Below are 13,918 nucleotides of genomic sequence, written 5' to 3'. Positions count from 1 at the left end.
CCTATTTCAGTTCCACTTCAACGAAGGTCATCGGTGCATCGCCTGCGTTGATGACATTGTGCTCCACGCCTTCAGCCCTGCGATAGCTGAAGCCAGCCTCCATATCCACACGGTTCGTGTCGCCACCCGGTAGTTCCAGAAGGAGAGAGCAGGGGGTGATGGTGGTGATGACATAATCCAAGCCATGGACATGCCACCCCGTTTCCGCGCCGGGCTCGAAGTCCCAGCGGGTGACGCGCACCCGCTCGTCATCGACCTCGACCCGGTGCGTAGCCTTCGGCCGCACCATCAGTCGATTTCCGCCAGAACCGAACGGATGCAGTCCACGATGCGGTCGACCTGTTCGCGTTCAACGATGAGCGGCGGGGAAAGCGCGATGATGTCGCCGGTGGTGCGGATGAGAACGCCTTCGTCGAATGCCTTCAGGAATGCGGTGAAGGCGCGCTTGGTGGGCTGGCCGGCCATTGGCTCCAATTCGATTGCGCCCACAAGACCGATATTGCGAATGTCGATGACGTGGCGCGCGTCATTCAGGGAATGCAGGGCATCTTCCCAGTATTGCGCCAGTTCCGCGCCGCGGGTGAGGAGGCCTTCTTCCTGGTAGGTCTCAAGCGTGGCAATGCCCGCCGCACAGGCAATCGGATTGCCGGAATAGGTGTAGCCGTGGAAGAATTCGATCAGGTGCTCGGGGCCGTTCATGAAGGCGTCGTGGATCTCCTTCTTCACGAATACCGCACCCATGGGAATTACGCCGTTCGTCACGCCCTTGGCGGTGGTCATGATGTCCGGGATCACGTCGAAATAGTCGGAGGCGAAGGGCGTACCGAGGCGGCCGAAGCCGGTGATGACCTCGTCGAAGATCAGGAGAATGCCGTGCTTGTCGCAGATATTGCGCAGGCGCTTCAGATAGCCCTTGGGCGGGATGAGAACGCCGGTCGAACCTGCCACCGGCTCGACAATGACGGCTGCGATGGTCGAGGCGTCGTGGAGAGTGACGATACGCTCCAGCGCGTCTGCCAGGTCTTCGCCCGTTTCCGGTTCACCGCGGGTGAAGGAATTCTGCTCTGGCAGATGGGTGTGGGGCAGATGGTCGACGCCTGTCAGAAGCGTGCCGAACATCTTGCGGTTGGCGACGATGCCACCTACCGAAATGCCGCCGAAATTAACACCGTGATAGCCTCGTTCACGGCCTATCAGGCGGAAGCGCGAACCGTCACCCTTCGCGCGATGATAGGCCAGCGCGATCTTGAGGGCAGTCTCGACCGATTCCGAACCGGAATTGGTATAAAAGACATGGTCCATGCCTTCCGGTGCGATGGCTGCAAGCTTTGAAGCGAATTCGAAGGCGATGGGATGGCCCATCTGGAAAGCCGGTGCGTAGTCGAGTTCGGCCGCCTGGCGCTGGATCGCCTCTGTGATCTTCGGGCGGCAGTGGCCGGCATTGACGCACCACAGGCCGGATGTCGCGTCGAGCACCTGCCTGCCGTCATCGGTGGTGTAGTGCATGTCCTTGGCCGAGACGAACATGCGTGGCGCCTGTTTGAACTGCCGATTGGCCGTAAACGGCATCCAGAATGCATTGAGGTCGTTCGGCTTGGAGGCTGGCCGGTTCAGCATCGTGTCACTCCCATCATGTTCCCCGAGGACTTCAGGCGCTTGTGTGCGCTGCCTTTAAGTCCGTTGCGCCAGTTTGGCTATGGGGCGCACCATAGGCAATGAAAAAGGATGCTTCGCGCGCCAATCTGGACCTGTAAATTGGTCCAGTGATCTGACCGGCTTTTGCTGAGAGGATGGGGTGTTCAGTGGGGCAAGCGGCAGGCATTGCCTGCCGCTTGTACTCGATGACGTGGCCGAATTAACGAACGCGATAGAAGGTCGGCTCTGGACGGTCGTTGCTGTCGCTGACGGCAAAGCCGTTCGCAGCAGAAAAGCCCGCAGGCGCGCGCCGCGTGGCACCGACGCTGGCCGTGTGCATGGAGCGGTCAACCATCATCATGGAGTTGGCGCGATAGGAACCAGGGCCGGAATTCGGCTCGCTCGGCTGGAAGCTGTGGGCGGATGCAGCCTGTACAGCAGCCAGGGTGAAAAGCGTGGTGAGTGCAAGTTTCTTCACTGCAAAATCTCCTGAAAAATCAGTACTTTGATTAAAAATATATGCATCTATAACACGGTAAAACACCGCAGGTCGCAACCTACTGATGTTCTCCGCGATGGCAACTCACAATCCGTCACAGAAAGTTGTGTTCAGCGACCAAATCGTCGCAGTGTGCACCAATTTGTCGGGAAAACAGCCGCTGGACGCGTGACGTGTTACGAAATATTGCCGTCAATCTTTAAATTTGTTACACTTCATCCGTTGTCGGACCATCGGCACAGACGGAGGAGAAGCCATGTATGCCCAGGGGCTGATTGGCGCGAAGACCGAAACGGAGGAAGATGAGGCGTTCCTCGCCCGCTTTCAGGCCCGGATCGACGCGGATGAGAAGATCGAGCCGAATGATGCGATGCCCGAAGGTTATCGCAAGACGTTGGTGCGCCAGATCGCGCAGCACGCGCATTCGGAAATCGTGGGCATGCTGCCCGAGGGCAACTGGATCACGCGGGCACCGACCCTGCGCCGGAAAGCGGCACTTCTTGCGAAGGTGCAGGATGAGGGTGGTCACGGCCTCTATCTCTACTCGGCTGCGGAGACACTCGGCGTTTCGCGTGAGCAGATGACCGAGGAGCTTTTGTCGGGAAAGGCGAAATACTCCTCCATCTTCAATTATCCCACCATAACATGGGCGGATATCGGAGCCATTGGCTGGCTGGTGGATGGCGCAGCGATCATGAATCAGATCCCGCTTTGCCGCTGCTCCTATGGTCCTTATGCGCGTGCGATGATCCGCGTGTGCAAGGAAGAGAGTTTTCACCAGCGCCAGGGCTACGAGATCATGATGACGCTTGCCCGCGGCACGTCGGAACAGAAGGAGATGGCGCAGGATGCGCTGAACCGCTGGTGGTGGCCTTCATTGATGATGTTCGGACCTCACGACGCGGAAAGCCAGCACAGCGATCAATCCATGAAGTGGAAGATCAAGCGGTTCACGAATGACGAGCTGCGTCAGAAGTTTGTCGATGCAACAGTCCCGCAGGCAGAGTTTATCGGACTGAGCATTCCGGACCCGCAACTGAAATGGAACGAAGAGAAGGGCGGGTACGACTTCGGTCCGATAGACTGGGATGAGTTCTGGCGCGTCGTGAAAGGCGGCGGGCGCATGAACCGTGATCGTATCACGGCACGTCGGAAAGCCTGGGAAGAGGGCGCGTGGGTGCGTGAGGCTGCAGTGGCCCATGCGCGGAAGCGAAATGCGCGGCGCGATGCGGCGCGTGCGGCAGCGGAGTGAGAAAATGACGAAGAACGAAACACCGCTCTGGGAAGTCTTCATCCGCCCGCGCAACGGGCTGGCGCATAAGCATTGCGGGTCGGTTCACGCCGCAGACGAGGTGCTGGCGCTGCAGGCCGCACGCGATGTCTATACCCGGCGTGGGGAAGGGACATCGATCTGGGTAGTGCCTTCGTCAGCAATCATTGCCTCGGACCCTCAGGAGAAGGACGAGAATTTTGAGCCGGCCATGTCGAAGGTGTACCGTCACCCGACCTTCTATGACATCCCCGATGATGTGGGGCATATGTGATGGGCGCCGCAGTTGCCAAAGACATACTGCTCACTTTCCTCCTGCGGCTGGCGGACGATCATCTGGTCCTCGGCCATCGCCTTTCGGAGTGGTGCGGACATGCGCCGATGCTGGAAGAGGATCTGGCCATGCCGAACATGGCCCTGGACCTCATCGGCCAGGCGCGTGCGCTTTACCAATATGCCGGCGAGGTGGAAGGGCGCGGGCGCGGTGAGGATGACTTCGCCTATCTCAGAAGCGAGCGCGAATACACCAATCTCCTGATGGTCGAGCGTCCGAACGGGGACTTTGCCCACACCATGCTGCGCCAGCTTTACTTTGCGGCTTCCATGGAGCCGTTCTGGCAAGCTTCTGCGAATTCCACCGATGAGAGGCTGCGCGGCATAGCCGGCAAGGCGGTGAAAGAAGTTGCCTATCACATTCGCCATGCGGGCGAGTGGGTGGTGAGGCTTGGTGACGGGACGGCTGAAAGTGCCGGCCGTATGAAAGCTGCAGTGGACGCCCTGGCGCCTTATGTCGACGAGATGTTCGAGAGCGACGGGGTTTTCAGCGAGATCGCCGGGGCCGGTATCGCGCCTGATCCACATAGCCTGCGCCCGGCCTTCGACGCGATCATTCTGCCAATCTTTGCCGAAGCACAACTTGAATGGGTGGATGATCCATTCGCCCAGTCTGGCGGGCGAAGCGGTTTGCACGGTGAGGATATGGGCTATCTGCTCGCCGAATTGCAGTTCATGCAGCGCGCTTACCCGGGGATGGAGTGGTGATATGGACGCCCATACCCATGGACGTGCCTACCAGGCCGCGGCGGCCGTTCCCGATCCGGAAATCCCTGTCGTCACCATAGCCGATCTTGGCATTCTGCGGGACGTGGAGGTGGAGGGCGATAAGGCCATTGCGCGGCTGACACCAACCTATTCCGGCTGCCCGGCTGTTCTGGCGATCGAGCTGGCGGTGGAAACTGCACTCCTTGAGGCCGGCTTTCAGCCGAAGATCGAGCGCGTTCTGGAACCTGCATGGACGACCGACTGGATAACCCCGGCGGGACGGGAAAAGCTGAAAGCGTACGGCATCGCCCCGCCACTGAAGGCGTCCAATTCGGTGCGGGCGCTGTTTGGCGCGACGGCCGTGGAGTGTCCGCGCTGTGGCAGTGTCGAGAGTGAGCGTGTGTCGGAATTCGGCTCCACGGCCTGCAAGGCGCTTTATCGCTGCATGTCGTGCCGCGAGCCTTTTGACTATTTCAAATGCATCTGAGGTGAATATGGCACCGCGATTTCATGAGCTGAAAGTTGCCGCGATAGAGCGTCAGACAGCCGATGCGATTGCCATTGCATTCGAGCTTCCAGATGAGATGCGAGAGACGTTTCAGTTCCAGCCCGGGCAGTATCTGACGTTGGCCGCAGATATAGACGGCGAGGAGGCACGTCGGTCCTACTCCATCTGCTCGGCGCCGGGGGACCCTCATCTGCGAGTGGGAGTAAAGAAGGTTCGCGACGGACGGTTCTCCACCTATGTGAACGAGCAGCTGCAGGTAGGCGCAAGCCTGCGCGTGATGCCCCCTCAGGGGCGCTTCACCGCGCTCAAAGGTGAACGGCATGATTATCTGCTTGTTGTAGCAGGTTCCGGCATCACGCCGATGCTTTCCATTGCCAAGACAGTCCTGACCCATGAGCCGGAGAGCACCATCACGCTCGTCTATGGCAATCGGGCGACGGACACGATCATGTTCCTTGAAGAACTCAACGATCTGAAAGACCGCCACATGCAGCGGTTCACGCTGGTGCATCTGCTTTCAAGGGAGAAGCAGGATGTGGACCTGTTCAACGGCAGGATCACCGCGAAAAAGATGGAGGAACTCGCGCAGGCAGGGCTAATCGATCCCCTGGCAGCGGATGGTGTTTTTCTGTGCGGACCCGGGGCCATGATCGACGAAGTTTCGGAGAAGTTCCGGGCCATGGGTGTGGACGCCAACAGGATCCGCTTCGAGCGTTTCACGCCTTCGGGTGAGGCACCTGCGCCCCGCAAAGCCTCTGTAGAAACGGAGAAGGTGGTTCGTGACGGCGTTGAAGTGGAGGTGCTTCTTGACGGGGTGCGCCGCAGTTTTGCAGTGAGAGACAGTACCGACACCGTATTGGATGCCGCCCACAAGGCAGGCCTGGAACTTCCCTATTCATGCGCTGGTGGCATGTGCTGCACCTGCAGATGCCGGGTGGTGGAGGGTGAGGGCGAGATGGCAGTAAACTTTTCACTGGAGCCTTGGGAGGTGGAGGCCGGCTTTACCCTTGCGTGCCAGACGCGACCCAAGACACGGAAGCTAATTCTCGATTTCGACGCAGCGTAGATTCCTGCCACTGTCTCGTCACTTGAACGGGCTATGTTATGCCCATGAACCAAAAAATCTCGAAATCGAGGGCGCCCGGTATGGGTGTCTCCATCGCGCTCGGCGTCGTGCTGGGTGCGGTGCTTGGCGTGATGCTGGCCAACACGCCTGTTGGAATTGCCATTGGGATCGCCGTTGGCGCTGCCAGTGGTGCGGTGTTCTCTAGCCAGCGCAACTGAGCCGCGAGGCATGACGCCCCGCGTGGCCCGGTGTTTCAGCGCTTCTCGCGGATATCGGTGAGGGTCTTCACCGGTGTAATCGCCTCAGGATCAAGCTGGATCTCGATGATCGCAGGCTTGCCGCTTTCGCGTGCGCGCTTGAACGCTTCAACGAACTCGCCGGTTTCCTTCACCGTCTCGCCATGTCCGCCATAGGCGCGGGCCAAGGCGGCGAAGTCCGGGTTCCTGAGATCGGTTCCTGACACGCGGCCGGGATATTCGCGCTCCTGGTGCATGCGGATCGTGCCGTAGATGCCGTTGTTGACCACAATTACGATGATCGGCAGGTCATATTGCACGGCAGTGGCAAATTCCTGACCGTTCATCATGAAGCAGCCATCACCGGCGAATGCGATCACCTCACGCTCGGGAAAGCGCAGCTTGGCGGATACCGCGGCCGGTACGCCGTAGCCCATCGAGCCCGATGTGGGCGCGCCTTGCGTTGCGAAACGGCGGAAGCGGTGGAAGCGATGTATCCAGGTGGCGTAATTGCCCGCACCATTGGTGAAGATGGCGTCGTCCGACAGCACGTCTTCAAGATGCTGCATGATGGGTCCCATCTGAACGGCTCCGGGTCCTGAGACAGGCGGCGTGGACCAGTCGAGATAATTCGCGTGCAGTTCTTCCGTACGCGGCTCCCAATCAGGCACCGCATGCGGCTTCGTCTTGGCGAATTCCGTCGCGAAGGCCGCGGGCGTTGCGTGGATCGCCAGATCCGGGCGGTAGACGCGGCCAAGCTCCTCTGCGTCGGCGTGAACGTGCACGAGCGTCTGGTCGGGATAAGGGCTCTTCAGCAGCGTGTAATCGGAGGACGGCATTTCACCGAAGCGTCCACCGATCAGCAGCACAAGATCGCTTTCCTTGATAGCTGCGGCGAGCTTCGGGTTCGGCCCGATGCCCACATCGCCCGCATAGCAGGGGTGGAGATGGTCGAAGAGCATCTGACGGCGGAAGGAACAGGCGACGGGCAGCGCCCATTCTTCGGCTGCGCGTTGAAATGCGGAGACGGAGGCCTCATCCCAACGCGTGCCGCCGAGAATGGCGAAGGGGCGTTTCGCATTGTTCAGAAGCTCGTAGAGCTTTTCCATCTCCGGGTGGCCTGGCCGGGTTGTCACTGGCGTGAAGGGGCGCGGAGCGGGCGCATCTGCTTCAGCGGTGAGCATGTCTTCCGGCAGGGAAATCACCACTGGCCCCGGTCGTCCCGATGTGGCCACCGCGAATGCGCGTGTGACGATTTCAGGCACGCGGGCCGGGTCGTCGATCTCTGTCGCCCATTTGGCAATGGGGCCGAAGAAGGCGCGATAGTCGACTTCCTGGAAGGCTTCGCGCTCGCGGGCATGGCTTGCCACCTGCCCGATGAAGAGGATCATCGGAATGGAGTCCTGCATGGCGATATGAACGCCTGCGGACGCGTTGGTCGCGCCGGGGCCGCGGGTGACGAAGCAGATGCCGGGCTTGCCGGTCAGGCGGCCCTCGCAGTCGGCCATCATGGCCGCGCCACCTTCCTGGCGGCAGACAACCGTCTTGATCGGGGAATCATGCAAGGCGTCGAGCACTGCGAGATAGCTTTCGCCGGGCACGCAGAAGACGCGGTCAATGCCATTGGCCTCCAACGCATCAACAATCAGCTGACCACCGGTCTTCATTCGTTTTCCTCCCCGATTTCGCGCAGGATTTCCGCCGTGTGCTCGCCCAGTCGCGGACTTGGCCGCTCATAGGAAAGCGGCGTGCCGGACATCACCATCGGCGCGCGGACCGAAGGCAGCTTGTTTCCGTGACCATCATCAAGCTCGAGCTTCATGCCGCGGGCCTTGGCCTGCGGATCATCGAAGGCTTCGGCAATGGTGTTGATAGGGCTTGCCGGAACAGCATTTGCCTCCAGCTCGGCGAGAAGCTTCTGCTTTTCCCATGCAACCAAACGTTTCTCGACAACCTTGCGCAAGGCTTCGCGGTTGGTGACGCGAGCTGGATTGGTCGAGAAGCGCGGGTCATTTGCGAGGTCGGACAAACCGACCACCTTGCAGAAACGCTGGAACTGGCCGTCATTGCCGACCGCCAGAATGATATGGCCGTCCTTTACCGGAAGCACTTCGTAAGGAGCTATATTCATATGGGCGTTGCCCATCTGCACCGGTGCTTCACCAGAAACAAGATAGTTCAGGTTCTGATTGCCCAGCGCCGCAATCTGGGAATCCAGAAGCGCCATGTCGATGTGTTGGCCTTCACCAGTCTTCTCCGCATGACGAAGTGCTGCCTGAATGGCGATGACCGAGTAGAGCCCCGTGAAGATATCGCTGACGGCCACACCCACCTTTTGCGGTTCGCCACCCGGGGCACCGGTGATCGACATCAGACCCGACATGCCCTGGATGATGAAATCGTAGCCCGCACGCGCAGCATAGGGGCCGGTCTGGCCGAAGCCCGTGATCGAGCAATAGACGAGCTTCGGATTGATGGCCTTCAGGCTCTCATAGTCGAGGCCGTACTTCTTCAATCCGTCGAGCTTGAAGTTCTCGATCAGGATATCGGCGGTTGCGATCAGCTTTTTCAGACGCGCACAATCCTTCTCCCGGGAAAAGTCGAGCGTGATGGAGCGCTTGCCGCGATTGGCGGCGTGATAGTAGGCGGCGGAAAGGTTCTCGCCGTCCTGTCCCATGACGAAGGGAGGTCCCCATTTGCGGGTGTCGTCGCCACCAGCCGGGTTTTCCACCTTGATGACATCTGCGCCGAGATCGGCAAGGAGCTGGCCGGCCCATGGGCCTGCCAGAATGCGTGCGAGTTCGATAACGCGAACGCCTTTCAGTGGTGCTTCTGCCATTTCTGTCTGTTGAACCTGTAGAGACATGATCTGGATGGCTGGGGTAGCAGATGCGTGGTTGCCTCGCCAGTGCGCAGGCGGTTGGGCTGTTGCGCCTCAGCGGCAGGCTTGCTTGGCCCAGGCAATGAAATCTCCGGTCGCCTCGTCGCGGTTGATCTCGTTCAGCGTCTCGTGGCGGGTGTCAGGATAGAAACGAGATTCGATGTTGGAGAAGCCTTCGTCTTGAAGTCTTGCCGCAAGCTTGCGGGTAACCTTCGCATTGGAGGTGGAAGGGTCGGCCTCGCCGCCTACGATCTGGAGCGGCAGATCGCGTGGAACACCCTCAAAGGCATCTTTGTCGGCGATGGCCAGATTGATGTCGAAAATGTCGCGCCACATGGAGACGCTTGGAAGCCAGCCTGACAGCGGGTCCATGATGTATTTGTCCACTTCTTCCCGGTCGCGTGACAGCCAGTCCGATGCGGTGCGGTTCTCATCCGTTGCGCGCGACCAGCTTGCGAATGTAAGGGCAGGCATGAGGCGCGAAGGAACATCGCTGCCCAGCCGGAAACGCTCCCAGCCAAGCACCAGCTTCGCCACTCGTGCTGCAAGAGGGGGCACGATGGGTGCATTCCAGATCGCGGCCGCTTTCACCGAGTTGGGGAAGCGGGTGAGGTGGTAGAGGGCGAGTTGCCCGCCCATCGAATGGCCGAACATAATGACCGGGAGGCTCGGATGCTCCTTCTTGATGTGTTGATGTACCGCACGCATGTCGTCGCTGACTTTTAACGGTCCATCTTCGGCTGCAAACACGCCCTGTTCGGCATCGGGTGCAGTGGAGTGGCCGTGGCCGCGGTGATCATGTGCGTAGACATGAAAACCCGCATCGGCGAGGCTGGCGGCGAAACGGGCGTAACGGCCCGAATGCTCGGAAAGTCCGTGATTGACGTGGACAACAGCCAGTTCAGCACTTCTTGCATTCATAATGTTCAGATGCAGCCTTGCGCCCGTCGGAGAGGGAAGGGTGGTCTCGGTGTCGAAGGCCAATCGAACTCTCCTGTGAACCTATAGCTTGCGCATTGCTCCGCCGGCGCCTTTCGCCTACATACGCGGGCAATCTTTCCCACGATCATGGAGTGCGACGAGCCACATGGCACGCCAATTCATCTACCACATGGCCGGTCTGAACAAGGCCTATGGCGCCAAGAAGGTGCTGGATAACATCCATCTGTCCTTCTACCCCGATGCAAAGATCGGCATTCTGGGCCCCAATGGTGCGGGCAAGTCGACCGTGCTGCGCATCATGGCGGGTCTCGACAAGGAATATACGGGCGAGGCGTGGCTCGCGGAGGGTGCGACCTGTGGCTATCTTCCACAGGAGCCGCAGCTCGATGAATCGCTCGACGTGATGGGCAATGTGATGGAAGGCGTGGCTGACAAGAAGGCCATTCTCGACCGTTACAACGAGCTCATGATGAACTACTCCGACGAGACGGCGGAGGAGGCGAGTGCGCTTCAGGACAAGATCGACAGCCAGAATCTGTGGGATCTGGACAGTCAGGTCGAGATGGCCATGGAAGCCCTGCGCTGCCCGCCTGCCGATGCGGATGTGACCAAACTTTCAGGTGGTGAGAAGCGCCGCGTGGCGCTGTGTCAGCTTTTGCTGCGTCAGCCCGACCTTCTGCTTCTCGATGAGCCTACCAACCATCTCGACGCCGAGACGACCGCCTGGCTTGAAAAGCATCTGCGGGAATATCCCGGCGCCGTGATGATCATCACCCATGATCGCTACTTCCTCGACAATGTCACCGGCTGGATCCTCGAACTCGATCGCGGCCGCGGCATTCCCTATGAGGGGAATTACACCGCCTATCTGGAGAAGAAGGCGAAGCGCATGGAGCAGGAAGGCCGGGAGGAGGCATCCCGCCTCAAGGCTCTTTCGCGCGAGCGCGAGTGGATTTCGGCGAGCCCGAAGGCCCGTCAAGCCAAATCGAAAGCGCGTATCCGCGCTTATGACGAGCTGGTGCAGGCTGCAAGCGACCGCCGCCCGGGCGACGCGCAGATCATAATCCCGGCCGGTGAAAGGCTGGGCAATGTCGTGATCGAAGCCGAAGGCCTGTCCAAGGGTTATGGAGACCGCCTGCTGATCGACGATCTTACCTTCAAGCTTCCTCCAGGCGGCATTGTCGGCGTGATCGGCGCCAACGGTGCGGGTAAGACCACGCTGTTTCGGATGATCACGGGACAGGAAAAGCCTGATGGGGGAGAGATCCGCATCGGTGAGACCGTAAAGCTTGGTTATGTTGACCAGAGCCGCGACTCGCTCGACCCGAACAAGACTGTCTGGGAAGAAATTTCGGGCGGGAATGACATCCTCAAGCTTGGCAAGCATGAGGTGAACTCGCGCGCCTATTGCTCCTCCTTCAACTTCAAGGGCGGGGACCAGCAGCAGAAGGTGGGCACACTTTCTGGCGGCCAGCGCAACCGTGTTCACATGGCCAAGCTGCTAAAAGAAGGCTCCAACGTTCTTCTGCTCGACGAACCGACCAACGACCTCGATACCGAGACTCTGGCAGCCCTCGAAGACGCGCTGGAAAATTATGCCGGTTGCGCCGTTATCATCTCGCACGATCGCATGTTCCTCGACCGTCTTGCCACGCACATCCTGGCATTCGAGGGCGACAGTCATGTCGAGTGGTTCGAAGGCAATTTCGAAGACTACGAGAAGGACAAGATCCGTCGTCTGGGCCCGGAAAGTGTCAACCCGAAGCGGGTGACTTACAAGCCGCTTACGCGATGATTTTTTCAGCCGGCAATTTTTTTGTTGCCGGCTGAAACCATCCGCGAGGCCGTGCGTTCAGGCTCAGTTGGGGCAGAAAGAATGTGGGGAACCAAGTGACGGTAAATTTCGAGCTTCTGTTTCAGGAGCTCTCCAGTCCTTACATGGTTCTAGATCGGCAGCTGCGCTATGTTGCGGCGAACAAGGCTTATGAACAGGCCACCAGCCGCAGCAGCGAAGAGCTGATCGGTCAGTACCTTTTCGACCTGTTTCCAAATGAAGGCGAAAGCGGCAAGCGTCTGAAGGCGTCGTTCCAGCGTGTTCTGGAAACAGGGGAGCAAGACACCCTGGCCTATATTCCCTATGACATACCTCGCCCTGCCAGTCAGGGCGGTGGCATGGAGCAGCGCTTCTGGACTGCAGTTCACATTCCGCTGTTGAACGACAAGGGGACGGTGGAGTTCATCGTCCAGAATACGGTGGATGTCACCGATCTGGTTCGTTTGCGCCAAGCGGCCCACCTGCCTTTCCGCCTGGATGAAGTTCGATTGCTCGAACGGGCACGTGAGGCGGAGCGGCAGCATCAGGACATTTACGCCGAGAGCGAAAACTTTCGGCGGTTCTTCCAGCAGGCCCCAAGCCTCATTGCCGTTCTTTCCGGTCCAGACCACGTATTCACCTTCACGAATGACGCCTATATGCGTCTGGTGAACAATCGGCCCATGGTGGGGAAATCCGTTCGCGAGGCGCTGCCTGAAATTGAAAGCCAGGGCTTTATTGAGTTGCTCGATGGGGTTTATCGCACCGGCGAACCGGTGAGCGGGGAGGCCGTCAAGGTTTTGCTCCAGGTCCCGGATAGCGAGGAGCCGCGAGAAATTTTCGTGGACTTCACCTATGACCCGATCCGGGATGAGAATGGCGAGATTACCGGCATATTCGTCCAGGGCATGGATCGGACCGAGGCGGTGCGCACCCAGCGGCGTCAGCGGCTACTGCTCGATGAGCTCAATCACCGTGTGAAGAACACGCTGGCCACAGTTCAATCTATCGCTTCGCAAACAATGCGTACTGCCCGGGATCTGAAGAGCGCGCGTGAAGATTTCGAAGCGCGCATTGTGGCCCTTTCCAATGCGCACAACATCCTCAGCGTGCAGGAATGGGCAAATGCGGAACTGAGCGCGCTGGTGAACCAGGAACTGATTGCCTATGGACCGGAGCGTTACATATGCAAGGGCAGTTGGGTCGTTCTCAAACCGAAGACAGCGATCGCGCTTGCTCTCGTGCTTCATGAGATCACGACCAATGCTGCCAAGTATGGCGCCTTGAGCACTTCTGAGGGGTGTGTCCGGATCAGCTGGGAGGTCGATCTGAAATGCGGTCAGCTTGTCATCGCATGGCAGGAGGAGAATGGCCCGGTCGTGGAGCCACCCAGCCACAAGGGCTTCGGCAGTCGTATGATCAGCCGTGTCGTGGAGGGCGAACTCGACGGCACTTTTACAGCCAAATTTGAACCCAGCGGCTACTCCTGTCGCATTGAAATTCCTTATGAGGTGGCCGTTCAATGATTGTCGTCAATGCTAAGAGCGCCGTGCGCGACCTGAAGGATGTTCGGGTCTTCGTCGTTGAAGATGAAGCCCTGGTCGCCATGAATCTGGAAATGATGCTGGAGGATTTCGGTTGTGAGGTCGTTGGTCCGGCCATGCGCTTCGACAAGGCAAAGGAGCATCTGGAGCGTGGCGTGGAGGCCGATGTTGCCATTCTCGACGTCAATGTAGGCGGCACGCCCGTCTTTCCGCTTGCCGAGCTTCTAGTTGAGGCCGGCATTCCACTGGTCTTTGCGACCGGATATGACCGCTCCGGCATTCCAGAGGAATGGCACCATCGACCCATTTTGCAGAAACCCTATACGGCCGATGATGTGCAGCGGGGTCTGAGCCAGGCCCTTGCCACCAAAGAGCAGGCGTCCTGATCACGTAAACCCACGGGAAGGCGCAAAACTGTTACCAAAAGGGACGTGACAACCGGCCACTTCGCATTTTCATATGCGGTGAGGCATAGTATCCGTT

15 protein-coding genes are annotated in these 13,918 nt (G+C 59.3%); 9 read left to right on the top strand and 6 right to left on the bottom strand.

Annotated features, from left to right (window positions below; all coding sequences use genetic code 11):
- Position 1 precedes the first annotated feature (1 nt).
- From WA367_RS11285 to WA367_RS11275, 3 genes are all read right to left on the bottom strand, one after another.
- Positions 2–289, bottom strand: coding sequence for a cupin domain-containing protein (locus WA367_RS11285; protein ID WP_336056837.1), 288 nt, complete (start codon positions 287–289; stop codon positions 2–4).
- Positions 289–1,617, bottom strand: coding sequence for an aspartate aminotransferase family protein (locus WA367_RS11280; protein WP_336056836.1), 1,329 nt, complete (start codon positions 1,615–1,617; stop codon positions 289–291). Before WA367_RS11280 ends, WA367_RS11285 begins: the two co-directional genes overlap by 1 nt.
- 238 nt (positions 1,618–1,855) lie before the next feature.
- Complete coding sequence (locus WA367_RS11275; RefSeq protein ID WP_336056835.1) at positions 1,856–2,113, bottom strand: hypothetical protein; 258 nt, start codon at positions 2,111–2,113, stop codon at positions 1,856–1,858.
- A 277-nt stretch (positions 2,114–2,390) separates the two neighbouring features.
- Between WA367_RS11275 and paaA the strand changes: the two genes are divergently transcribed.
- The 6 genes from paaA to WA367_RS11245 are packed head-to-tail and all read left to right on the top strand — an operon-like array spanning position 2,391 to position 6,237.
- A complete protein-coding gene (gene paaA, locus WA367_RS11270; RefSeq protein WP_336056834.1) occupies positions 2,391–3,386 on the top strand; it encodes a 1,2-phenylacetyl-CoA epoxidase subunit PaaA in 996 nt (331 codons plus the stop codon).
- A gap of 4 nt (positions 3,387–3,390) precedes the next feature.
- Positions 3,391–3,678 (top strand): 1,2-phenylacetyl-CoA epoxidase subunit PaaB, encoded by a 288-nt coding sequence (gene paaB, locus WA367_RS11265; protein WP_336056833.1) that lies wholly within the window; start codon positions 3,391–3,393, stop codon positions 3,676–3,678.
- Positions 3,678–4,445, top strand: a complete 768-nt coding sequence (gene paaC / locus WA367_RS11260; protein ID WP_336056832.1) for a 1,2-phenylacetyl-CoA epoxidase subunit PaaC — start codon at positions 3,678–3,680, stop codon at positions 4,443–4,445. The genes paaB and paaC overlap by 1 nt, the downstream gene beginning before the upstream one ends.
- 1 nt (position 4,446) lies before the next feature.
- Entirely contained in the window at positions 4,447–4,932 is a 486-nt protein-coding gene (paaD, locus tag WA367_RS11255; RefSeq protein WP_336056831.1) for a 1,2-phenylacetyl-CoA epoxidase subunit PaaD, read from the top strand.
- Positions 4,933–4,939: 7 nt separating this feature from the next.
- Positions 4,940–6,019, top strand: coding sequence for a 1,2-phenylacetyl-CoA epoxidase subunit PaaE (gene paaE, locus WA367_RS11250; RefSeq protein ID WP_336056830.1), 1,080 nt, complete (start codon positions 4,940–4,942; stop codon positions 6,017–6,019).
- 44 nt (positions 6,020–6,063) lie between these two features.
- Positions 6,064–6,237 carry a hypothetical protein gene (locus WA367_RS11245; protein ID WP_336056829.1) on the top strand — a complete coding sequence of 58 codons (174 nt, stop codon included), beginning with the start codon at positions 6,064–6,066 and terminating at the stop codon, positions 6,235–6,237.
- Positions 6,238–6,272: 35 nt separating this feature from the next.
- Here the strand turns inward: WA367_RS11245 and WA367_RS11240 are convergent, their stop codons facing one another.
- The 3 genes from WA367_RS11240 to WA367_RS11230 all read right to left on the bottom strand — a co-directional run bounded on the left by WA367_RS11240 (position 6,273) and on the right by WA367_RS11230 (position 10,120).
- On the bottom strand, positions 6,273–7,922 hold the full coding sequence (locus WA367_RS11240; RefSeq protein WP_336056828.1) for a thiamine pyrophosphate-binding protein: 1,650 nt from the start codon (positions 7,920–7,922) through the stop codon (positions 6,273–6,275).
- Positions 7,919–9,094, bottom strand: a complete 1,176-nt coding sequence (locus tag WA367_RS11235; RefSeq protein ID WP_336056827.1) for a CaiB/BaiF CoA transferase family protein — start codon at positions 9,092–9,094, stop codon at positions 7,919–7,921. Before WA367_RS11235 ends, WA367_RS11240 begins: the two co-directional genes overlap by 4 nt.
- A gap of 96 nt (positions 9,095–9,190) precedes the next feature.
- On the bottom strand, positions 9,191–10,120 hold the full coding sequence (locus tag WA367_RS11230) for an alpha/beta hydrolase (RefSeq protein ID WP_336056826.1): 930 nt from the start codon (positions 10,118–10,120) through the stop codon (positions 9,191–9,193).
- Positions 10,121–10,223: 103 nt separating this feature from the next.
- Between WA367_RS11230 and ettA the strand changes: the two genes are divergently transcribed.
- The 3 genes from ettA (at position 10,224) to WA367_RS11215 (ending at position 13,821) form a co-directional block, all read left to right on the top strand.
- Positions 10,224–11,873 (top strand): energy-dependent translational throttle protein EttA, encoded by a 1,650-nt coding sequence (ettA, locus tag WA367_RS11225; RefSeq protein ID WP_336056825.1) that lies wholly within the window; start codon positions 10,224–10,226, stop codon positions 11,871–11,873.
- 83 nt (positions 11,874–11,956) lie between these two features.
- Entirely contained in the window at positions 11,957–13,417 is a 1,461-nt protein-coding gene (locus WA367_RS11220) for a sensor histidine kinase (protein WP_336056824.1), read from the top strand.
- Positions 13,414–13,821 (top strand): response regulator, encoded by a 408-nt coding sequence (locus WA367_RS11215; protein ID WP_336056822.1) that lies wholly within the window; start codon positions 13,414–13,416, stop codon positions 13,819–13,821. Before WA367_RS11220 ends, WA367_RS11215 begins: the two co-directional genes overlap by 4 nt.
- Positions 13,822–13,918 lie beyond the last annotated feature (97 nt).

The sequence above is a fragment of the Nitratireductor sp. CH_MIT9313-5 genome, from assembly GCF_037029545.1.
Classification (GTDB): Bacteria; Pseudomonadota; Alphaproteobacteria; order Rhizobiales; family Rhizobiaceae; genus Chelativorans.
Note: the sequence above shows the minus strand (reverse complement) of the source record. Positions and strands in the feature narration are given on the sequence as shown.